Consider the following 20,359-nt stretch of genomic DNA (forward strand, 5'->3'; position numbering starts at 1 on the left):
AACAAGCCGTAATCTGCCCTGATCACCCTCGCCCGGAGCAGTAAAATGGCTGTCGGAAAAATCCATAGGCATGCTCCAGGCTCGAAGGATTTATAAAAGGCGCGCTATGTTCTACGATGTAAGCTGAATCCCGGATAGACAAGTTTGTTTCGTTGAACCGATAAATCATCTCCCTTTATGCTGACCCTTCTTATCCCTACCAAGAATCACGGAATCTATCTGGACAACGTGCTGAACAATGTCGTGTTTGCGCCAGCCTCTCCAGTTACTCAGCTGTTCATTTTCAATGATGGATCAACGGACAATACTGCCGAAATCCTGGCACGGCATGCAGGGGATAAACGCATCCGCTTCTTTGAAAAATCGTCCAGCGTTGGCGTCATGCGAGCCTATCAGGAAATGTATCCGCAGATAGAGACACCTTACATGACCATGCTGGCCACGGACGACCTTTTCTTTCCCGAACAGATGGCAAGGTTGTTCGAGGAAACCGCACGCCGCAATGCGGATTTGGGATTTGGCAAGTACAAGATCCTGGAAAACGGCCAATACAGTGACCTGCAACATCCAGGTTGGCAAGGACGCCGTTTCAAAGCCGGTTGCGATTTTGAGGCGATGATGGGATTTGACCACTACGTGTTCCTGGGGATCTACAAGACGGCCTCACTTCCCAAGCACGGTGCGGACGAATTCTTTCTCGATCTTTCGCTCAACAAACTGGCCGCGGCGGATGGATTGGGTGAATTTCGTGGACAGGATTGGAACCTGGCCCTCGAAATGGCCCTGGCTCATCCCGATGGGATCTACTTCCTTGATGAGTATGTGGGGGCCTTCCGCAAGGTCGCCAACCAACTGTCATCGGACGTTACCTACGTCCACACCGGCAGGGCGGTCTACGAAATGGGCATATTGATTCTGAAATACTTCAGCGATTACGGCTTGCGACAGAAGATCAAGCATGAACCCTATTTCCACCAAGCTGTGAAGAACCTGTTCTACGCCAAATTCGGCGGCGTCACTGAACAGGCCAAGCAATCAAGCAATTTTCAGGAAATCTACAAGCCGATCATCCTGGCGGCGGACACCATTCTCAACAATATGTAAAAGTGCCGTTCGATTCACGGTGACACCGCGCGTGGGTTGGGGCGTGAAGTTGTCTGGGGCATCAAAATTGCCCGCCCGGCTGGAACGCTTCTCTCAAGGCACTCGGGCGTAGATAGAACAATACGGACATCTGGTCCAATTGATATTGCGCAAAGCACATCAACTGAAAGATCAGCATAATATTTCCCAGCGGAATACGTTGCAATTTAGATAATTGCGTTGGATTTCTGGTGTATGGGCGGGATTGGTGATGTGGTCGCCACGGCTCAGTTAAGGTGGAAGCATCGTTTGCCATTTAAAAGCAATGGCTTCTAAACGGCAAACTTATGATTCCCTTCTCAGTGTGAGGAAGGCGGAAAAGAAATGGCGCGGCTGGCGGGGATCGAACCCACGACCCTTGGCTTCGGAGGCCAATACTCTATCCACTGAGCTACAGCCGCGCTGAATCGGGGCGAACCCCGGAAAGGCCTGAAGGATACCGTCTTTCCGGCTGGACGTCCATGGCGCTGGCGGTTTTTCCGTGTCAAACGGAAAGCATTGTGACTATAATCAAGAGTTCGGCGAGAGAGCGCAATGAAAGCCCTGCCTGATCCCAGTTCCACGCAATGCCAGGCGATAAGGCAATACAAAGGGAACCGACGTTTTCCGCCCCAATTTCGAGGAAACATTACGGAGGGACGCCCATGAGCTCAGCTCAGCAGGAACACGAGTCGGCAATCAAGACTCCCAAGCAATTGATCGCAGCCGTCGTCGCAGGTTTTATGGTCCCCATCGTGTGCATCGTGCTGCTCGTGCAGTACGTCACCAATGGCCAGAAAACCGGTGCCGGCTCCGACAGCCAGACGCCCGAGATGATCGCGGCACGCATCAAACCCGTCTCCGACGATGGCTTCACCTTCCGTGATGCCAACGGCCCCAAGCAACTGCTCTCCGGTGAAGAAGTCTACAAGACCACCTGCGCCGCCTGCCACAGCGCCGGCGTGGCCGGTGCCCCCAAGGTCGGTGACGCCGCCTCCTGGCAGGCCCGCATCGCCGCAGGCTATGACACCCTGGTCTCGCACGCCATCAATGGCCTGCGCGCCATGCCCGCCAAGGGCGGCAATCCTGATCTGGACGACGTCGAAATCCAGCGTACCGTGGTCTACATGGCCAACCAGTCCGGCGCCAAGTTCAAGGAACCCGAAGTGAAGGCCCCGGCCGCCGCCGAAGGCGCCGCACCGGCTGCCGACGCACCCGCCAAGTAATCCTCGCAGTGGCCAGCGACCCGCTCGCTGGCCTCGCCTAAAAAAAATCCCCGAAACGAAATTCGGGGATTTTTTCAATTTCATTCACGTATAAGTGGGGCCAAAAGCCCCTGCGCCCTATTCCAGCCCCTCCGGATGCGCCCTCATGCCGGGCGCATCGGAGAAAGCTTCATATCGCCTCAATACCGCTGGGGTGGAGGCGGCGGCGGGTAGTTGCCCGGTGCATAACCCGCCGGTGCCTGCTGCTGTGCCGGTGCTGCAGCCTGCTGCTCGGCCACGAAGATTTCCACGCGGCGGTTCTTGGCGCGGTTGGCATCGCTGGTGTTGGGGACCAGCGGCTCATGCGAACCACGGCCCGAGATGTTGAAGCGGTTGGCGGCCACGCCGCGCGTCGTCAGGTAATCGCGGGTGCGCGCCGCGCGCTGCTGCGACAGCGGGTCGTTGATGGCATCGCTGCCAGTGTTGTCGGTGTGGCCGACGATGGTCACGGTGGTGGCCGGGTTCTCCACCAGGGTGGCGGCGAAACGATCCAGCACCGGGCGCATCTCCGGCTTGATGTCGGCACGGCCGGTATCGAAGGAGATGTCGCTGGGGATTTCCAGTTTCAGACGGTTGTCGGCAGTCTGCGTGACCTGCACGCCGGTGCCCTGGGTAGCCTGTTCCATGGCGCGCTTCTGGTTTTCCATGCGGTTGGACCAGATGTTGCCGGCCACCGCACCAATGGCGCCGCCGATGGCCGCACCACCCAGCGCACGTCCGCCACCGCCACCGCCGGTAGCTGCACCGATGATGCCGCCCAGGCCGGCACCGATACCCGCACCGGTGGCCGTGCCACGCTGGGTCGGGCTCATGTCGGCACAGCCGGAGAGCGCCAGCACGCCGGCGATCGCTGCGATTGAAATTTTCTTCATGTCATGTCCTTTCTTGCCTTGTCAGTCTTGTTGTCCAGGCCATGGGCCGGTGTCCTTCAGAGCGTATCGGGGCGGATATGTTCCTGCCGCGCTTGCCAAAACGCTATCCATGAATGACAAAGGCACCCGGAAAACCGGATGCCTTTGCAGGAACATCATGGATCACCCCGAAGCCCTCAATCCGGCTCCGGTGGCCCTTGCAATGCAGCCGTATCGGACGCATCCGATGGGTCCCGGCTGCCGCCGCGCTGGCTGAAGTAATACGCCAGCCCGCCCACGGCTGCAATCACGCCGCCCATCATCAGCGGCTTGCGCAGCCAGCGGCGTGACAGCAGCGAGGCACCGGTCATCAGCAGCGGCGTCACCGTCTGCAGATTCAGGTTGCCCAGTCCGCCGCTGAGCGACTTCAGGGATTTGATCGATTGCACCGTCCTGCCGCCGCCGAACAGCGAGGCGGCAAAATGGCCCACGCGGCTCAAGGCACCCTTGGCCAGCGACTCGGCGCTGAGATTCTCGCGCACGACTTCACGCGCTTCCATCACGCCCAGCCGGTACAACGCGCCTTGCGCCAGCACCTTGCGCTTGCGTTCCTCATGGGTCATGCCCTGGTCCTGATCGCTCATGCAGTCCTCATTGAACTAGGAAAATTGCCGCAGACTTCACGTGCAGACAGTCTCATCACAACAGCGCATCGCGGTCCTTGCGCAGCTCGGACATGGTCTGCGGCAGCGACAGCTTGCCCTGCATCAGCACCGACCTGGCGTAATACACCAGACCCACGGTTGCCACGCTGAACACGAAACCCAGCAGGGCCAGGATCTTCCAGCCCCAGGTATCCCAGGCCAGCATGACCACCAGCACCGACCAGAAGGCGATGGCGAACCACAACGCGACCGCGGCCAGCACGAAGATGACGGCGAAACGGACCAGATTGGCCCCGATCTCCGACATCTCCAGCGAAGCCAGTTCGATGCGGCTGATGATGAGGCCCAGCAGGTTCTTGGCCAGGCCCAGCAGGCCCGCCGTCAAGCCGGGGTTGGCGGCATGCGCGGCAGGTGCGGCCGGGCCTTCCTTGTGGGGCGTCGCCATCGGGGCGGCGCTTACTTGCTGCGGCCGATGACCAGGCCGACCAGCAGGCCCAGGCCTGCCGAGATGGCCACGGCACGCCACGGATTCTCGTGGACGTAGTCGTCGGTCTTGGCGGCGACTTCCTTGCCCTTCTCGATGGCGGCGGCTTGAGCGGTCTGGGCGGCTTCGGCAGCGGCTTCCAGCAGGGTCAGGCCACGCGCGCGCAGCTCGTCAGCCTTCTCGCCGGTGGCGGCGGCGGCTTCGGCGAACAATGCCTGGGCGTCCTTGACCAGCGTCTTCATGTCATTGCGAACGGTCTTCAGTGCGGGGGATTGAGGCATGTAAATTCTCCTTTTTTGCCGGTGATGGAAAAGACTAGCAAGTCGCCGCACCCTGAACGCCGCACCTGAAGAGGTGCTGCATTGCGACGACCGTTTGATTCTACAGAGTCCGCAACGAGGCGGGTAGCGCATTGCAGCCATGCTGCAGAGGCGATGCAATTGGCTTGCGCCAGCGCAAAGAGGGTTCGATGACGCTGGCGGGCTTAGGTTCCGGCCAATCGCGCCGGATCAGAAACGTGTTTCGCGCGCTGCCCGCAGGAAACTGTCCAGGATCGGCGTGCAGTCCAGCAGCTCCGGACCGCCCGCGCGGTGGAATTCCGGGTGCCACTGCAAGCCCATCACGAACGGCGCCTTGCGGTAGCGGATGGCTTCAACGATCTGGTCCGGCCCCGAGACGGCCTCCACCGACAGGTCGCGCCCGAGGTTGTGCACCGCCTGGTGGTGGATGGAGTTGACGATGGCGTTCTCGGTCTTGACCATGCCGGCCAGCGACGAACCCTGCGGGAAATGCAGTGCGTGATAATTGCTGTCGTACTGCTCGTTGACGTGCGGGATGGCGGTCGGCACATCGGTGGCGATGTCCTGGTAGAGCGTGCCGCCGAAGGCCACGTTGATCAGCTGGCAGCCACGGCAGATGCCCAGCACGGGCTTGCCGGCCTCGATGAATTCATGCAGCAGTTCCAGCTCGTACATGTCGCGCACGCGGTCGCCGCTCCATTCGGGCCGGGTGGCTGCTTGCGCGTAGCTCTGCGGCGAGACATCGGCCCCGCCCTGCAGCACCAGGCCATCCAGATGCTTGGCATAGTCGCGCAGGCGAATATTGCTCGGGTGGACCAGGCCATTGGTATTGACGGTGGGGATCATGAAGACCAGCACGTCGCGCGACATCACCCATTGCGCGATCGACTCTTCCAGATACTGCAGGGTCTTGCTGCGCAAGCCCTTGGCACCGCTCTCCGGATGGAAGATGCGGGCCGACACGCCGATCTTGAGCGTGCGCTGCATGACGCGCCGGCCGGCCTTGTCCGACAGCTGGCGCAGGCGCGCCGTCAGGAAGCGCCAGGTCTGCGCCCAGGGTGCATCGCCCGCGTGATGCGGAGGCGGCGGCAGCGAGGTATAGATGCGCTGCTGCGCCTGGTCCGCCGTCTGGCCGTGGGCGGCCTCGGTGGCGGGCTGCGCGCCCGGCTGGGCCGGCGGCGTCACGGCTTCAACGGCCGGCACCGCCGGAGAGGCTGCCGGAGCTGCTACCACGGTGGTAGCAGGTGCTGCGGCGGGCTGGGCAGGATTCTGTGATGCGGCCGGCGTACCGGACGCGTCGGCAGACACTGGCTTGGCCGGGACCGCGCCCGGGGAGCGGTCTGGCGGCAGATTGGCTTCGGAATCTTGGATGTCGGACATGGCTGCAATAAGTAATCAGATGAAATGAACTGCGGCGAGTACCAGCGGCGGCATGCAAGCCGTCAATGGCGCGACGGGCCCGGGGAGTGGCTGAGTATATTCGCATTGCCCGGCTTTGGACACCTGCGGACGGCGCCGCCTGCAAGCAGTTTCATCCAAGCCGGCCAGCGCCCTTTCGTGGCACACTCCTATCCCTTGCAAGGGCAGACAGCGCCAAGGCCATGCATGTTCCGGCCATTTGCACCGGAGGCCATCGTCCACCTTGCCCACCACCCACATTGCCCGCGCCGACACATGTCCAAGGTCCTGATCCTGTACGCCCATCCCGCTGCCGAGCTCTCGCGTACCAATCGCCTGATGCTGGAAGCCGCCGCCCGCCTGCCCGGCGTGACCGTGCATGATCTCTACGAGCACTATCCCGATTTCCACATCGACGTTGAACATGAACAGCAACTGCTGAGCCAGGCCGAGCTGGTCGTGATGCAGCATCCCATCCACTGGTACAGCATGCCGGCCCTGCAGAAGGAATGGCTGGACCGCGTGCTGGCGCGCGGCTGGGCCTTCGGCCACGATGGCCATGCGCTGGAAGGCAAGCGTTTCTGGCTGGTGGCCTCGACCGGCGGAGAGACGGCGTCCTACCAGAGCACGGGCCGCCACGGCCATCCCTTTGCCGATTTCCTGCCGCCCTATCAACAGACCGCGCGCCTGTGCGGCATGCAGTGGGTGGAACCGCTGATTCTGCATGGTGCGCACCATGTACCGCCGGTCGAGTTCCAGCGCCATGTGGAACGCTACCTGGAAGGCTTGCAGGCATGAGCCACGCATCGGATTTCTCACCAATCCTCGCACATCACTGCGCCCTCCCCTTTCAACTGACCAACTGACCGGACCCCGCCATGGATGAACAACTGCTGATCGCCCTCGTCTACCTGCTGGCGGCAGTGGCCGCCGTGCCCATTGCCAAGCGCCTGGGGCTGGGTGCCGTGCTGGGCTACCTGCTGGCCGGCATCGTCATCGGCCCGTGGGGACTGGGCCTCATCACCGAGGTCAAGCACATCCTCGAATTCTCCGAATTCGGCGTGGTGCTGCTGCTGTTCCTGATCGGCCTCGAACTCGATCCCAAGCGTTTGTGGGCGCTGCGCCGCTCCATCTTCGGCTGGGGCAGCGTGCAGGTGGCGGCGGTGTCGCTGGCGCTCTTCGCTGCGGCGCTGGCCGCGGGCGTACCGTGGCGCATCGGGCTCATCGGTGCGCTGGGCATGTCGCTCTCCTCCACCGCCATCGCCCTGGCCACGCTGGGCGAGCGCAAGCTCACGGCCACACCGGCCGGTGCGGCGGGCTTTTCCATCCTGCTGTTCCAGGACATCGCCGCCATCCCCATGATGGCCGCCGTGCCCCTGCTGGGTGTGGCGGCCAGCCAGGGCAGCGGGCAGGGCTGGCTGCATGCGGGCCAGGTGGCGCTGGTGATCGCGCTGCTGATCTTCGGCGGACGGGTGCTGATCCGCCCCATCCTGCGCATCATCGCCAAGACCGACATGCGCGAGATCTTCACCGCCTTCGCCCTGCTGCTGGTGATCTCCACCTGCCTGCTGATGCAATCGGTGGGCATGTCGATGGCGCTGGGCACCTTCCTGGCCGGCGTGCTGCTGGCCGATTCCGAATACCGCCATGCGCTGGAAAGCGATCTGGAACCCTTCAAGGGCTTGCTGCTGGGCCTGTTCTTCATTGCCGTGGGCATGTCGGTGGACTTCGGCGTATTCCTCGCCCAGCCGTGGCGCATCCTCGGCATGGTGGCGGGCTTCCTGACCATCAAGACCGGCGTGATGTGGTTCCTCGGCCGCTGCTTCGGCATTCCGCGCGGGCAGCAATTGTTCTTCGCCTTCCTGCTCTCGCAGGGCGGGGAGTTCGCCTTCATCGTCTTCGGTGCCGCCGTCACCGCCAAGGTGTTGACGCCCGAGATCTCGTCCATGCTGGTCGTCGTGGTGGCGCTGTCGATGCTGGTCACGCCCCTGCTCTTGCTGGTGCATGACCGCCTGCTGGTGCGCTGGCTGGAAGGCGGCAAGCGCCGCCCGGAAGACAAGATCGGCCCCCAGGACAACCAGGTCATCATCGCCGGCTTCGGCCGCTTCGGCCAGATCGTGGGCCGTCTGCTGGCGGCCAATGACATCGGCGCCACGGTGCTGGATCACGATCCGGACCAGATCGATTTCCTGCGCAAGTTCGGCTTCAAGGTGTTCTATGGCGATGCCACCCGCATCGACCTGCTGCGTACTGCCGGTGCCGACAAGGCCAAGGTCCTGGTGATCGCCATCGACGATGCGCAAGCCGCGCTGGACATGGTGGAAAAGGTACGCGAAGAATTCCCGCACCTGCAGATCGCCGCCCGTGCTCGCAACGTCACGCACTACTACGACCTGATGGATCGCGGCGTCACGGTGCTGGAGCGCGAGACCTTCGAAAGCGCCCTGCACATGGGCCGCCAGGTGCTGCAGCAGCTGGACTTCGGCGCCTATCGTGCGCGTGAAGCCGCGATGAAATTCCGCTCTCACAATCTCAAAACCCTGGCAGCGCTCTACCCGCACTACAAGGACCAGGCGCAGATGGTGTCCATGGCAGTACAGGCTCGTGAGGAATTGCAAGCCATGTTCGCCGGCGACCGCGAAGCCATGCAGCGCGATCACTCGCATGACCAGTGGCGCGAGAAACCTGCGCCCGCCAAAACGGCAGCGGAAGAATAAAAAAACGGCCGGACACGCTTGCGCACATCCGGCCAAATCCCTCACTGCTTACTACTCACTGCTTACCACTTACTACTCACTGCTTGCTACTTGCTGCTCACCGGTACTACTCACTGCAAAACCTCAAGACTTGAAGACCTCAGTACCGCATATCATTTAAATCATCCAAATCATTTAAAAGATTTAGTTCAATTCAAGGCCAGCGGCACGAAGATCTTTTCGTCACCGCGTTCCACCAGCAGTGCGACGTTCTTGCCTGCCTCGCTGGCCAGCTTGCGCAGTTGCGCCACACTGGAAACGGGCGTGCCGTTGAGCGCCAGGATCACGTCGCCGCTCTGGATGCCGGCCACTGCGGCCGGACCGCCGGCGTCTTCCACCAGCAAGCCTTTCTGGCCACCGATCTGGGCCTGCTCATCCTTGTCCAGCGGACGCACCGCCAGCCCCAGACGTCCCTGGTCATCGGACTTGCCGGGCTTGGCCTCATTCTTGGCCTGCTTCATCTCGCCCACGGTCACGTTCATGGTCACGACCTTGCCACCGCGCATGACCTGGATGGGCTTGCTGGACCCCGGCGCGGTATCGGCCACCAGCGTAGGCAAGTCGACCGAATGATCGATGGCGTGGCCATCGAAGCTCAGGATCACGTCACCCGCCTGCAAGCCGGCCTTGTCCGCCGGGCTGCCCTTTTCCACCGAACTGACCAGCGCGCCCTCAGCCTTCTTCAAGCCAAAGGATTCGGACAAGGCCTGGTTCAGGTCCTGCACCGAGACGCCCAGGCGGCCACGCGTCACCTTGCCGTGCGTGACCAGTTGCTGCTCGACCTTCATCGCCACATCGATGGGGATGGAGAACGACAGGCCCTGGAAGCCGCCGGTCTGGCTGTAGATCTGCGAGTTGATGCCGATCACCTGGCCATTCAGGTCGAACAGCGGGCCACCGGAGTTGCCCGGATTGACGGCCACGTCGGTCTGGATGAAGGGCACGTAGTTGTCGTCCGGCAGGCTGCGCGACTTGGCGCTGATGATGCCGGCGGTGGCCGTGTTGTCGAAGCCGTAGGGCGAGCCGATGGCCAGCACCGGCTGGCCGACCTTCACGCGGGAAGGATCGCCGATCTGCACCGTGGGCAGGTTCTTGGCATCGATGCGGATGACGGCGATGTCACTCTGCTTGTCGATGCCCAGCACCTTGGCCTTGAACTCGCGGCGGTCGGTCAGCTTGACCACCACTTCCTGGGCGCCATCGACCACGTGGGCATTGGTCAGGATCAGGCCATCGGACGAGATGATGAAACCGGAGCCGAGGCCGTGCATGATGCGAGGCTGCTGCGGCATCTGCAGTTGCGGACCGAAGCGCTTGAAGAATTCGGAGAAGGGATCGTTCGGATCGAGGCCATTGTCGTCGTCATCGGCGACCTTGCGGGCCTTGCCGGTGACGCTGATGTTGACCACCGCCGGGCCGTAACGCTGGACGATGCCCGAGAAATCGGTCGCCGCCGCGACCACCGGTCCGGCCGGGGCAGCGGGCGCGGTATTGGACGCCACCAGCGGGGCGTTGAGCGCGGCCGCGTGCGCCGACGGCAGGTCGGCACCACGAAAATAGACGTAGCTGCCGCCAACCACCGCGGCAATCATCACAGCCAACGTGTTACGAACAAAAACGATGCGACGGCTCATCTTCTTCTCCTTGATCGAACGGGATATCGAGGGTCGGGGCCGTTGGGCCTCAACCGTTGGAGTGAAGATTAAGCAGTGAAAATTAAGACAAACTTAAGGCTGGAAAATTGAGCATTAATCCGCGCTTAATGCTCCGAAAACGCCATCCGGCAAGCGATTCAGGCCGGCAACAGCGTGAAGACCACGCGCGCCTGCAAGCCGCGCCCGGTATTGCGCAATTCCACCGGCACCCGGTGCAGGTCGGCGATCTGGCGCACGATGGCCAGCCCCAGGCCGCTGCCGAAGGCACCGCGTGAGGAGCCCTGTTCCTGCGCGCGCTGGGCCCGGTAGAAGCGATCGAAGACGCGCGGCAACTCGCTCTCGGCGATGCCGGGGCCACTGTCCTGGATCACCACCGCACACCTTTCCGCAGCGGAAAATTCGAAGCCAACATCGACCACGCCGCCCGCCGGGGTATAGCGCAGGGCGTTGTCCACCAGATTGTTGAAGAGGATGCGCAAGGCATCGGCATTGCCCTGCACGCGCACCGGACGGCCATCATCGCCCTGGTCCGACAGCCCGAGATCGATGCCGCCATGATCGGCCACCGAGGACAAGTCGCCCACGACACTGCCCAGCAGCGCACGCAGGTCGACCTCCGCAAAGCCCATCGCATCGGGCTCCTGGCGCGCCAGCGTGAGCAGCTGGTGCACCAGATGGGTGGCGCGCTCCAGCCCGTTCTTGAGATCGGCAAAGGCGGCGCGCCGCTCCTGTTCGTCGGTGGCGCGCTCAGCCAGTTGCGCCTGCAGGCGCAAGGCCGTCAGCGGTGTGCGCAGTTCATGCGCCGCATCGGCGACGAAGGCACGCTGCGTTTCCGTGGCGTGTTTGAGCCGTGCCAGCAGGTCATTCAAGGCATGCGTGAGCGGCTGGATTTCCTGCGGCATGCCCACATCCGACAGCGGCTGCAACGAGTTCATGTCGCGTGCCGCCACTTCGGCGGCGGCCTTGCGCACCGGGGCCAGCCCCCGGCTGACCGCCACCCACGACAGCACACCGATGAGCGGAAACAGCAACAGCAAGGGCACCACCGTCTTGACCGCCATCTGCGCGGCGATCTCGTCACGCGCGCTCTGGGGCTGCGCCACCTGCACCACGGTACTGCCGATCTGGGCGCTGTAGACGCGCCACATGCCATTGGGCCCGCGCACGTTGGCAAAGCCCAGCTCAGCCTGGCGCGGCATGGCCCCGCGTGCATGGGAGTGATAGATGACCGAGCCACGGCTGTCCCAGATCTGCATCATGATCTCGTCCTCCAGCTCGGGGAACTGCTGCCCCGGCGAGATCGGCGAGAAGGCCTGGCGCGGCAGCGAGGCCGCGATCTGGCGCATCTGGTAATCGAAGATCTGGTTGGCCTCGCCGCGCGCCTGGAAGTACAGCGCCACGCCGGCCAGCACGATGATGGAGAACAGCCCCAGTCCCAGCCACAGCAGCAGCTTGTTGCGGATCGATTTCATGCCGGCACCAGGTAGCCCACGCCGCGCACGTTCTTGATGAAGTCGCTGCCGACCTTCTTGCGCAGCGCGTGGATGTGCACTTCGACGGCATTGCTCTCGATGCTGTCATCCCAGCCGTAAAGTTTTTCTTCCAGCTGGGCGCGCGAGAGCACCACCCCCGGACGGTCCATGAAGGCGTGCAGCAGCGCGAATTCGCGCGCCGACAAATTGACCGGCTTGCCGCCCACGGTCACTTCATGCGTGGCCGGATTCAACACCACTTCGCGCACCTGCACCAGGCTTTCGGCGCGTCCGGCCTGGCGGCGCGAAAGGGCGCGCATGCGGGCCGACAGTTCTTCCAGGTCGAAGGGCTTGATGAGGTAATCGTCGGCACCGGCATCGAGCCCGGCCACGCGGTCGGCCACGGCATCGCGTGCCGTGGTGATGAGCACGGGAATGGCGCTGCCGCGTTCACGCAGGGTGCGCAGCACGGCCAGGCCATCCTTCTGCGGCAGGCCCAGGTCCAGCAGCAGCATGGCGTAGTCCTCGGTGCGCAGGGCCACGTCGGCCGACTTGCCATCCTGCACCCAGTCGATGGTGAAGCCATCCTGGCGCAAACCCTTGCGCACGGCCTCGCCCACCATGGGATCGTCTTCCACCAGCAATACGCGCATGTTGACTACTCCTGATCGGACTCAGAGGATCTTCGCCAGCAGGAACACCACCACCGAAATGAGGATGGTCGAGGCGAAGGGCAGCGAAAAGATGCGGCCGAACAAGCGGAAACGCAAGTCTCCCGGCAAGCGGCCGATGCCCAGTTTTTCCAGCCAGGGCAACAAGGTCGAGAACACGATGACCGAGAGGAAGATGACAACGATCCAGCGAATCATGCGCGGCTCCTCACAGGCGATGGGTGCGGTCGTGGCGCAGCATGCGGGCCGGCCATTCGACGTTCTTGCCAATGGCCAGCACCTTGAAGAGCTCGCCCATCTCGGCCGGGGAAATCAGTTTCTGCATGCCGTTGGCCAACGGCAGGTAGCGCAGGCTGTCCTCGGGCGAGGTGCGCAGCAGCAGCTCGCCGATACCGGCATTGAGCAGGAAGGCGCCCTGGCTGGTATAGGCCAGCACCTCCGCGCCCTCCTCTACTGCCGCCACCGCCATCGCCGTGAAATCCACGTGCGCGGTGATGTCCTGCAAACCCGGCCAGTAGAAAGGATCGGTGTGGGCATGATGGCGGTAGTGGCACATCAGCGTGCCCTGGTCGCGGTCGGGCAGGTAGTATTCCGCGGCGGGGAATCCGTAATCCGGAAGGATCGCCAAGGCACCGGGACCACTGGCCAGCATGCGGCCCAGGGTGCGCATGAAGCCGATGGCTACCGGCGACAGCTCGGTCAGGTAACCGGCCGGCAAGGGTTCGGCCTCGGGAATCTGCGCCACCGGCAGATCGCTCACGGTGCGGTCCGCAAACTGCAGGCGGCCCGTGGCATCGACCGTGACGCCGCGTTCCTGCCAGCCCTCTTCGGCCTTGATGGCCAGGCGCACCGGCATGGCATCGAGCACTTCATTGCCGACCACCACACCCGAGAAAGTTTCCGGCAGGGCATCGAGCCATTCCACCAGCGGCGCGAAAGCGGCCAGGGTTTCCTGCTGGCGGGCGCGCAGCTGGGCCGAGATTTCCACGATGAAATATTTCTCGGGCAGCGCCTCGCGCGACTGCAATTCGGTGAGGATGTCGCGCGCCAGCTTGCCGGTGCCGGCACCGAATTCCAGCAGCACATTGGCCACCTGCGGGCTGGCCGCGATCACTTCGGCGGCCAGGTGGGCCAGGGTCGCGCCGTACAGCGGCGAGATTTCCGGGGCGGTTGTAAAATCGCCCTCCTTGCCCAGTTTGGAAGAACCCCCGCTGTAATAGCCGACCTGCGGCGCATACAGGGCCAGTTCCATGTAACGTTCGAAGGAGATCCAGCCGCCGGATGCGGCGATCTCGCCGGCGATCAGGTGCTGGAGGGAATGCGAGGCGGACTGTGCGTCAGCGCCGGGTTCGGGTAGTTGCAGTTGCATGGGCCGTATTGTATCGACGAATGGAAACCGGGAACATGACATCACCCTCTTCTGCAGGTATAGCACTGGTTACGGGCGCCGCACGCCGCATCGGCCGTCACATCGCGCTGGCTCTGGCCCGCGCGGGCTGGGACGTGGCGGTCCACTACAACCGTTCGCGCGAGGAAGCCGACACGCTGGTGCGCGAGATCGAAGCCCTGGGCCGCCGCGCCCTGGCGGTGCAGGGCGAACTGGGCGACGAAGCCCAGGTGCGTTCCCTGCTGCCCCAGGCCGCGCCGCTGGGACGCATCACCTGCGTGGTCAACAACGCCTCGCTGTTCGATTACGATGACGCCGCCAGCTTCGGCAATGACCGCCTGCTGCGCCACATGAGCGCCAACGTCGGCGCGCCCGTGCTGCTGGCACAGGCCTTGTTCGAGGCCACGCCGGAGGGCCAGCAGGCCGTCGTCATCAACCTGCTGGACCAGAAACTGTACAATCCCAACCCTGACTTCCTGTCCTACACCCTTTCCAAGGCCGCCCTGCACAGCGCTACCACGCTGCTGGCACAGGCACTGGCGCCCAAGGTGCGGGTGGTCGGCGTGGCACCCGGGCTGACCATGGTCTCGGGCGACCAGACCGAGGACCAGTTCGACAAGGCGCACACGGTCACCCCCCTGGGCCGTGGCAGCACGCCCGAGGACATTGCCGCTGCGGTCTGCTACGTCGCTTCGGCGCGGGCTGTCACGGGCACTACCCTGCTGGTCGATGGCGGCCAGCATTTGCTTCCCCTTTCGCGCGACGTCATGTTCGTGGCGAAATAACCTTAATTTTTTCTGATCATGCTCTTTCTCTCCCATCCTTCCCTGCAAGATTGCCGCCGCCTGTTCCTGCGCAACTACGAGGTGTTCATCAACATCGGCGTGCACGAGTTCGAAAAGAAGGGTGAGCAGCGCATCCTGATCAACGTCGACCTCTACGTCCCGCTGGCCGAGACCACGCCGACGGCCGACCACCTGGACGAAGTGGTGGACTACGACTTCATCCGCTCCACCATCGCCGAACGCATGGCGCGCGGCCACATCCACCTGCAGGAAACCCTGTGCGACGACGTCATGACCGCCATGCTGGCCCACCCCAAGGTGCGCGCGGTGCGGGTGTCCACCGAGAAGCCGGATGTGTATCCGGATTGTGATTCGGTGGGGGTGGAGACTTTCCGGATCAAGGCTTGAATTAAGGGTCGCATCCAGTTAGCCGTTCGGACTGAGTAGCGAAGCGTATCGAAGGCGCGCCAATGTCAGATGAGTCGATGCGCCTTCGATACGATCCTTCGGATCTACTCAGTCCGAACGGAACGCAGTAGCGCAGCAGAGACCCGACCATCAACAAAAAATGCCGTCCAGTCTGCACTGAACGGCATTCATTCCAGCCAGGCGATCCCGCCTGCCCTTCTTACATTCCCATATACCTGCCCGCCCGGTGATTCAAGGCAATCACCAGATTGGCCGTCACCGCCCCGAGGATGGACGCCAGCAGCACGCGCGGCGTCACCACGAACAGCGAGCACAGCACGATCACCACATCCACGCCCATCTGCAGCTTGCCGGCGCGCAGGCCGTAGCGGTCTTGCAGGAACAGCGTCACCACATTGATGCCCCCCAGGCTGGCACCATGGCGGAACAGCATCACGAAGCCCACCCCCATCAACAGTCCACCCAGCACCGCGCTGTAGAACAGGTCCAGCTTGGCATAACCGATGAAATGCGGATGCATCAGCGAGAAGCCCGACACCAGCGCCACCGCACAGAAGGTCTTGCCGGTGAAGCGCAGGCCCATGCGTCGAAACGCGAAATAGTAGAACGGGATGTTGATGGTGAAGAACACCACGCCAAACGGCAGGCCCGTCAGGTAATGCGTCAGGAAGGCCAGGCCGGCGGTGCTGCCGGTCAACAGGCCCACCTGGCTGTACATGTTCACCGCCAGCGAGACGAAGAGCGTACCGGCCACCAGGGCCAGCACGTCTTCATAACTCTTGTGGCGCAGGTCGGCCGCCGACACGGCGGCCTTGCTTGCCACTTCAGCCACGCAGCACCTCGGCCATGGTCTCGGCCACGCGTGCAACGTTGCTGTCGTTCAGGCCCGCCACGCAGATGCGGCCGGTGCCCACGGCATACACGCCGAACTCGTCACGCAGGCGATCCACCTGGGCCGAGCTCAGGCCGGTGTAGCCGAACATGCCGTTCTGGCGCAGCAGGAAGGAGAAGTCCTGGTCCGGCACCGCGCTCTTCAATTGCGAGGCCAGCTTGACGCGCATGTCGCGCACGCGCACCCGCATCTCTTCGACTTCGGCACGCCATTGCGTGGCCAGCTTGTCGTCGCCCAGCACATGCGCCACCAGCAGCGCGCCATTGCGTGCGGGGCTGGAGTAGTTGCGGCGCACGGTCAGCTTCAGCTGGCCCAGCACGTTGGCGGCTTGGCCGGCCTGCGGGCAGAACACCGACAAGGCACCGATGCGCTCGCTGTAGAGCGAGAAGATCTTGGAGAAGGAGTTCGACAGGAAGAAGGGAATCTGGCGACGCACCGCTTCGCGCACCGGCCAGATGTCGTCGTCCAGGCTTTCAGCAAAGCCCTGGTAGGCCAGGTCGAAGAAGGGCAGCAGGCCGCGCTGCTCGACCACCGCAATGATCTGCTCCCACTGCGCACGGGTCGGGTCGACGCCGGTCGGGTTGTGGCAGCACGGGTGCAGCAGCACCACGGCGCCCTTGGGCAGGCTTTGCAGCTTGTCCAGCATGCCGTTGAAATTGAGGCCCTTGGTCTGGGCATCGTAGTAGGGATAACGCTCGGTCTTGAAGCCCGCGCCTTCGAAGATGCCGACGTGGTTGTCCCAGGTCGGGTCCGGCAGCCAGATGGTGGGCTGCGGGAAGAAGCGCGCGATCAGGTCGGCACCGACCTTCAGTGCGCCCGAACCGCCCAGGGTCTGGACGATGGCCAGGTGCTCGGCCGACGGCAGGTCGGCACCGAAGAGCAGCTTGGCCACGGCCTGGCGGTAGGCGGCATGGCCTTCCATGGGCAGGTAGACGTAGGGCGCGCCGGTCTCGGCCACCGCAGCGGAGGCAGTGCGCACGGAGGGCAGCACCGGCACCACGCCACGGCCATCGGTGTAGATGCCGATGCTCAGGTTGACCTTGTTGCTGCGCTCGTCGCGCTGGAATTGTTCCATCAGGCTCAGGATGGGATCGCCGGCATACGGCGGGAGATGCGAAAACATGAGGACCTCGTCAATGTGGGAAAACGCCGATGCCGGCACAGTCCAGCTTGTCCGGCAAGACCGCCATGGTAGCGCGGCACGGGAAAAAATTCCCGTCCCGCGTGCCCCCTGTGCGTTTTTTCACAGGTATTTTTTCAAGCGGAAGTGGTAGATGCTCACGCACAACAGGCTGATCGCGGCGCAAACCATCAGGTAATAGCTGGGCGACACCGGATTGCCGGTCTTGCCCACCAGCCAGGTCACCATGAAGGGCGTGAAGCCGCCGAAGAGGGTTGCTCCCAGGCTATAGCTGATCCCCATGCCGCGCACCCGTGTGGCCGGCGGGAAGATCGACGACAGCACCACCCCCAGCGAACCGAAATAGACCGCCTTGAGGATGCCGGCCCAGATCATGATGGCCATCATCACCCACACGGTCGGCATGGCGATCACCCAGACGAAGGAGCCATAGATCGTGGCCAGCGTCAGCACGGTGGACACCACCATGATGCGGGCACGGCCCACGCGGTCGGCCAGCATGCCCATGAAAGGCGCGCCGATCATGAGGATGGCACCGGTCACGGCGGCCGCCGCAAACGCGGTCGACTGCGGCAGGTGCAGCTGCTTGATGGCATAGGTCGGCATGTACAGCAGCATCAGGTAAGTGGCGGCGGTAGAGACCGAGAGAATGCCCATGGCCACCAGCACCCGCGTGACCTGCAGGCCCCAGCTGGCATCGTCCTCGCCGGCCACTTGCGCCTTCTTGGCCATCGGTACTTCGTCGATGTGACGGCGGATGTACAGACCCACCGGCGCGATCAGCAAGCCGAAGGCGAACGGCAGACGCCAGCCCCAGGCGGAGATCTGCTCGGGCGTGAGCCACTGGTTCAGCAGGAAGCCGGCCAGCGCCGCCATCAGGGCCGCTGCGCCCTGGCTGGAGAATTGCCAGCTGGCCATGAAAGCGCGGCGCTTGGAGCCGGTCTCGGTCAGCAAGGCCGTGGCCGAACCGAATTCGCCGCCGGCCGACAGCGCCAGCAGGATGCGCGCCACCAAGATGCCGATGGGCGCAGCCACGCCGATAGTCTCGTACGTGGGGATCACGGTACAGATCAAGGTACCGGCCACCGTCATCGACAGCGAGACCAGCAGCGCCGGCTTGCGGCCGACCTTGTCGCCATACCAGCCCAGCAGGATCGCCCCCAGCGGACGGAACAGATACGACAGCCCGAAGGTAGCAAACGTGACCAGTAGCGAGACCGTCTCGTCGCCTGTCGGGAAAAACAGTTTGGAGATGGTCACCGCAAAGAAACCATAGGCCACGAAGTCGAACCACTCCAGCGCATTGCCGATGGAGGAAGCGACGATCAATCGCCGCGTGCGCGCGGCCGACATCGGCGCGGGGGCCGCTTCTGCTGCTGGAGAAATTTCCGGTGTTGCCGAGGGTGACGCTGCGTTCATGGTCGTGTTCCCGTTGGAAGATGGACTGCGCTGGCTTGCGTTCTTGAAAATGAAAAAGGCCTCAACTCAGGCAGCTGCAGACTGCGCCCGCTGCTGGCGCACCTGCTGCCCCTGCTGGCCGATATCCCACAACAGGCCCGCCATCAGTTGCAGGCCTTCGCGCGCTACCGGGGCCAGCAGATGTTCGTCCGGCGCATGCTGCGAGCAGGAAGGATAGGAGTGCGGCATCCACAGCGTCGGCAAACCCAGCGCTTCCGAGAAGCAGTGATTGGGGATGGTGCCGCCCAGGTTGGGCAGGATGGTCACGGGCTTGCCGCTGGTCTCCTGCAGGGAACCGGTGGCCAGGCGCACCCAGGCGTCATCGGGATCGAGGCGCGTGGCGGGCGCGGCGGCCTGGATATCGATCTGCACATCGGCATAGCCGTGTTCATCGAGATGGCGGCGCAGGCTCTGCTGCACGTCTTCCCACACCGTGCCGACCACGAAGCGCAGCTGGAACACCGCCTGCGCCCGCGCCGGAATCGCCCCCACCGGACGCTGCGCATTGCCGGCCTCGAAGGCGATCAGTTCCAGCGTATTCCAGGCAAACAGGCGCTCGCCGGCGCTCAGGCCGGGCTCGCCCCACTGCGCATCGAGTACCGGATCACCGTCGTCGCTGCCCACCGCAAAGTCGCGCACCAGGGCACGCACCCGCTCGCTCACGTTGCGCGGACGCATACCCGGCACGCGGATCACGCCGCGTCCATCCACCAGCGAAGCCGCCGCATTGGCCAACACCGTGGCCGGATTGCGCAGCACGCCGCCCCAGTTGCCGGCATGGTGTGCACCGTTGCCGGTGTCGAGCACCAGCTTGAACTGCAGCGCGCCGCGCGAGCCGAGGAAGAGCGTCGGGCTGGACGCCGCCAGGCGCGGGCCATCCGAGGCCAGGAACAGGTCCGCCTCCAGGTAATCGGCGTGATCGCGGCAGGCCTCGTAGAGACCGGGCGAGCCCACTTCCTCGCCCATTTCGAAAATCATTTTCAGGTTGCAGCCCAGCTTGCCCCCGGCCGCCTCGATGGCGGCGGCCAGCGCGCCCAGGTTGATGCTGTGCTGGCCCTTGTTGTCGGCGGTACCGCGCCCGTACCAGCGATCGCCATCGGGGCTCAGCTGCCAGGGCGAACGGTCCTGCTGCCAACGGCCTTCCTGGCCGTTGACCACATCGCCGTGGCCATACATGAGCACCGTCACCGCGTCCGCCGATTCGATGCGACGCGCCAGCAGCAGCGGCGGTGCGCCTTCCACCGGATTGGCAATCTGCTGCGTCTCGAAGCCCAGCGCGGCCAGCGCCGGTGCGATCTCTTCGCGCAGGTAGGCGGCCAGTTCATCGGCACGTGCGGCGTTCTGGCTTTCGGTCGGCAGCGCGATGCGGCGTTGCAGGTCACGCTGGAAACGGCCCGAATCAAAATACTCGGCGGCCAGGCGAAGGGCGGTGCTGCGGGACATGGAGGACTCCGGGTGAACTGTCATTGGAGACGATTCTAGGAGCCGATGTGATTTCCAACAATGTCAATTTTTAAAACGCTGCTTTCGTAAATTGGCAAAATGATTTATCGTGTTTTTCAGCGCGTTCCAGCCCAAGAAACGTGCATGAATTGCGCCTCAACGCGGTGATTTCGTGCATCTTCATCC

20 protein-coding genes and 1 tRNA gene are annotated in these 20,359 nt (G+C 63.4%); 6 read left to right on the plus strand and 15 right to left on the minus strand.

Annotation, left to right across the window (positions count from 1 at the left end; all coding sequences use genetic code 11):
- Positions 1 to 177 precede the first annotated feature (177 nt).
- Positions 178 to 1,104 (plus strand): glycosyltransferase family 2 protein, encoded by a 927-nt coding sequence (locus ACWFUC_RS02460; RefSeq protein ID WP_489623996.1) that lies wholly within the window; start codon positions 178 to 180, stop codon positions 1,102 to 1,104.
- A 364-nt stretch (positions 1,105 to 1,468) separates the two neighbouring features.
- Here the strand turns inward: ACWFUC_RS02460 and ACWFUC_RS02465 are convergent.
- Positions 1,469 to 1,544: transfer RNA gene (locus tag ACWFUC_RS02465), tRNA-Arg, on the minus strand.
- 243 nt (positions 1,545 to 1,787) lie between these two features.
- On the opposite strand from ACWFUC_RS02465, the gene ACWFUC_RS02470 reads away from it, so the two are divergent.
- Positions 1,788 to 2,348, plus strand: a complete 561-nt coding sequence (locus tag ACWFUC_RS02470; protein WP_134223671.1) for a c-type cytochrome — start codon at positions 1,788 to 1,790, stop codon at positions 2,346 to 2,348.
- 179 nt (positions 2,349 to 2,527) lie between these two features.
- Here ACWFUC_RS02470 and ACWFUC_RS02475 read toward each other — a convergent pair whose 3' ends face one another.
- The 5 genes from ACWFUC_RS02475 to ACWFUC_RS02495 form a co-directional block, all read right to left on the minus strand.
- Positions 2,528 to 3,259, minus strand: a complete 732-nt coding sequence (locus ACWFUC_RS02475; RefSeq protein WP_121040799.1) for a YiaD family glycine zipper/OmpA-like lipoprotein — start codon at positions 3,257 to 3,259, stop codon at positions 2,528 to 2,530.
- A 176-nt stretch (positions 3,260 to 3,435) separates the two neighbouring features.
- Positions 3,436 to 3,882, minus strand: a complete 447-nt coding sequence (locus tag ACWFUC_RS02480; RefSeq protein WP_489623997.1) for a hypothetical protein — start codon at positions 3,880 to 3,882, stop codon at positions 3,436 to 3,438.
- 55 nt (positions 3,883 to 3,937) lie between these two features.
- A complete protein-coding gene (locus ACWFUC_RS02485; protein ID WP_039783474.1) occupies positions 3,938 to 4,348 on the minus strand; it encodes a phage holin family protein in 411 nt (136 codons plus the stop codon).
- Between the two features lie 11 nt (positions 4,349 to 4,359).
- Positions 4,360 to 4,668, minus strand: coding sequence for an ElaB/YgaM/YqjD family protein (locus tag ACWFUC_RS02490; protein ID WP_039783473.1), 309 nt, complete (start codon positions 4,666 to 4,668; stop codon positions 4,360 to 4,362).
- A 228-nt stretch (positions 4,669 to 4,896) separates the two neighbouring features.
- The gene (locus ACWFUC_RS02495) at positions 4,897 to 6,066 is read right to left on the minus strand and encodes a gamma-glutamyl-gamma-aminobutyrate hydrolase family protein (protein WP_039783471.1); all 1,170 of its coding nucleotides are present in this window, start codon (positions 6,064 to 6,066) and stop codon (positions 4,897 to 4,899) included.
- Positions 6,067 to 6,360: 294 nt separating this feature from the next.
- Here ACWFUC_RS02495 and kefF point away from each other — a divergent pair, with 294 nt between their 5' ends.
- A complete protein-coding gene (kefF, locus tag ACWFUC_RS02500; RefSeq protein ID WP_489623998.1) occupies positions 6,361 to 6,882 on the plus strand; it encodes a glutathione-regulated potassium-efflux system oxidoreductase KefF in 522 nt (173 codons plus the stop codon).
- Between the two features lie 80 nt (positions 6,883 to 6,962).
- Positions 6,963 to 8,801, plus strand: coding sequence for a glutathione-regulated potassium-efflux system protein KefC (gene kefC, locus ACWFUC_RS02505; RefSeq protein WP_489623999.1), 1,839 nt, complete (start codon positions 6,963 to 6,965; stop codon positions 8,799 to 8,801).
- Between the two features lie 188 nt (positions 8,802 to 8,989).
- Here kefC and ACWFUC_RS02510 read toward each other — a convergent pair whose 3' ends face one another.
- From ACWFUC_RS02510 to ACWFUC_RS02530, 5 genes are all read right to left on the minus strand, one after another.
- Entirely contained in the window at positions 8,990 to 10,474 is a 1,485-nt protein-coding gene (locus ACWFUC_RS02510; protein ID WP_489624000.1) for a DegQ family serine endoprotease, read from the minus strand.
- Between the two features lie 158 nt (positions 10,475 to 10,632).
- Entirely contained in the window at positions 10,633 to 11,967 is a 1,335-nt protein-coding gene (locus ACWFUC_RS02515) for an ATP-binding protein (protein WP_489624001.1), read from the minus strand.
- Complete coding sequence (locus tag ACWFUC_RS02520) at positions 11,964 to 12,620, minus strand: response regulator (protein WP_034332266.1); 657 nt, start codon at positions 12,618 to 12,620, stop codon at positions 11,964 to 11,966. Before ACWFUC_RS02520 ends, ACWFUC_RS02515 begins: the two co-directional genes overlap by 4 nt.
- Before the next feature lie 21 nt (positions 12,621 to 12,641).
- Positions 12,642 to 12,836 carry a DUF2905 domain-containing protein gene (locus ACWFUC_RS02525; RefSeq protein ID WP_034332265.1) on the minus strand — a complete coding sequence of 65 codons (195 nt, stop codon included), beginning with the start codon at positions 12,834 to 12,836 and terminating at the stop codon, positions 12,642 to 12,644.
- A 10-nt stretch (positions 12,837 to 12,846) separates the two neighbouring features.
- Positions 12,847 to 14,007 carry a class I SAM-dependent methyltransferase gene (locus tag ACWFUC_RS02530; RefSeq protein ID WP_343725638.1) on the minus strand — a complete coding sequence of 387 codons (1,161 nt, stop codon included), beginning with the start codon at positions 14,005 to 14,007 and terminating at the stop codon, positions 12,847 to 12,849.
- A gap of 35 nt (positions 14,008 to 14,042) precedes the next feature.
- Here ACWFUC_RS02530 and ACWFUC_RS02535 point away from each other — a divergent pair, with 35 nt between their 5' ends.
- Positions 14,043 to 14,810, plus strand: a complete 768-nt coding sequence (locus ACWFUC_RS02535) for an SDR family oxidoreductase (protein ID WP_034332262.1) — start codon at positions 14,043 to 14,045, stop codon at positions 14,808 to 14,810.
- An 18-nt stretch (positions 14,811 to 14,828) separates the two neighbouring features.
- Positions 14,829 to 15,218 (plus strand): dihydroneopterin aldolase, encoded by a 390-nt coding sequence (locus ACWFUC_RS02540; protein ID WP_008333021.1) that lies wholly within the window; start codon positions 14,829 to 14,831, stop codon positions 15,216 to 15,218.
- A gap of 220 nt (positions 15,219 to 15,438) precedes the next feature.
- On the opposite strand, the gene ACWFUC_RS02545 is transcribed toward ACWFUC_RS02540, so the two are convergent.
- The 4 genes from ACWFUC_RS02545 to ACWFUC_RS02560 all read right to left on the minus strand — a co-directional run bounded on the left by ACWFUC_RS02545 (position 15,439) and on the right by ACWFUC_RS02560 (position 20,173).
- Positions 15,439 to 16,071 (minus strand): YitT family protein, encoded by a 633-nt coding sequence (locus ACWFUC_RS02545; RefSeq protein WP_008333023.1) that lies wholly within the window; start codon positions 16,069 to 16,071, stop codon positions 15,439 to 15,441.
- Positions 16,064 to 17,254, minus strand: coding sequence for an amino acid aminotransferase (locus ACWFUC_RS02550; RefSeq protein ID WP_489624002.1), 1,191 nt, complete (start codon positions 17,252 to 17,254; stop codon positions 16,064 to 16,066). The genes ACWFUC_RS02545 and ACWFUC_RS02550 overlap by 8 nt, the downstream gene beginning before the upstream one ends.
- A 120-nt stretch (positions 17,255 to 17,374) precedes the next feature.
- On the minus strand, positions 17,375 to 18,691 hold the full coding sequence (locus tag ACWFUC_RS02555) for an MFS transporter (protein WP_489624003.1): 1,317 nt from the start codon (positions 18,689 to 18,691) through the stop codon (positions 17,375 to 17,377).
- Positions 18,692 to 18,757: 66 nt separating this feature from the next.
- A complete protein-coding gene (locus ACWFUC_RS02560; RefSeq protein WP_489624004.1) occupies positions 18,758 to 20,173 on the minus strand; it encodes a M20 family metallopeptidase in 1,416 nt (471 codons plus the stop codon).
- Between the last annotated feature and the right edge of the window lie 186 nt (positions 20,174 to 20,359).

It is taken from the genome of Herbaspirillum sp. Her4, from assembly GCF_057961335.1.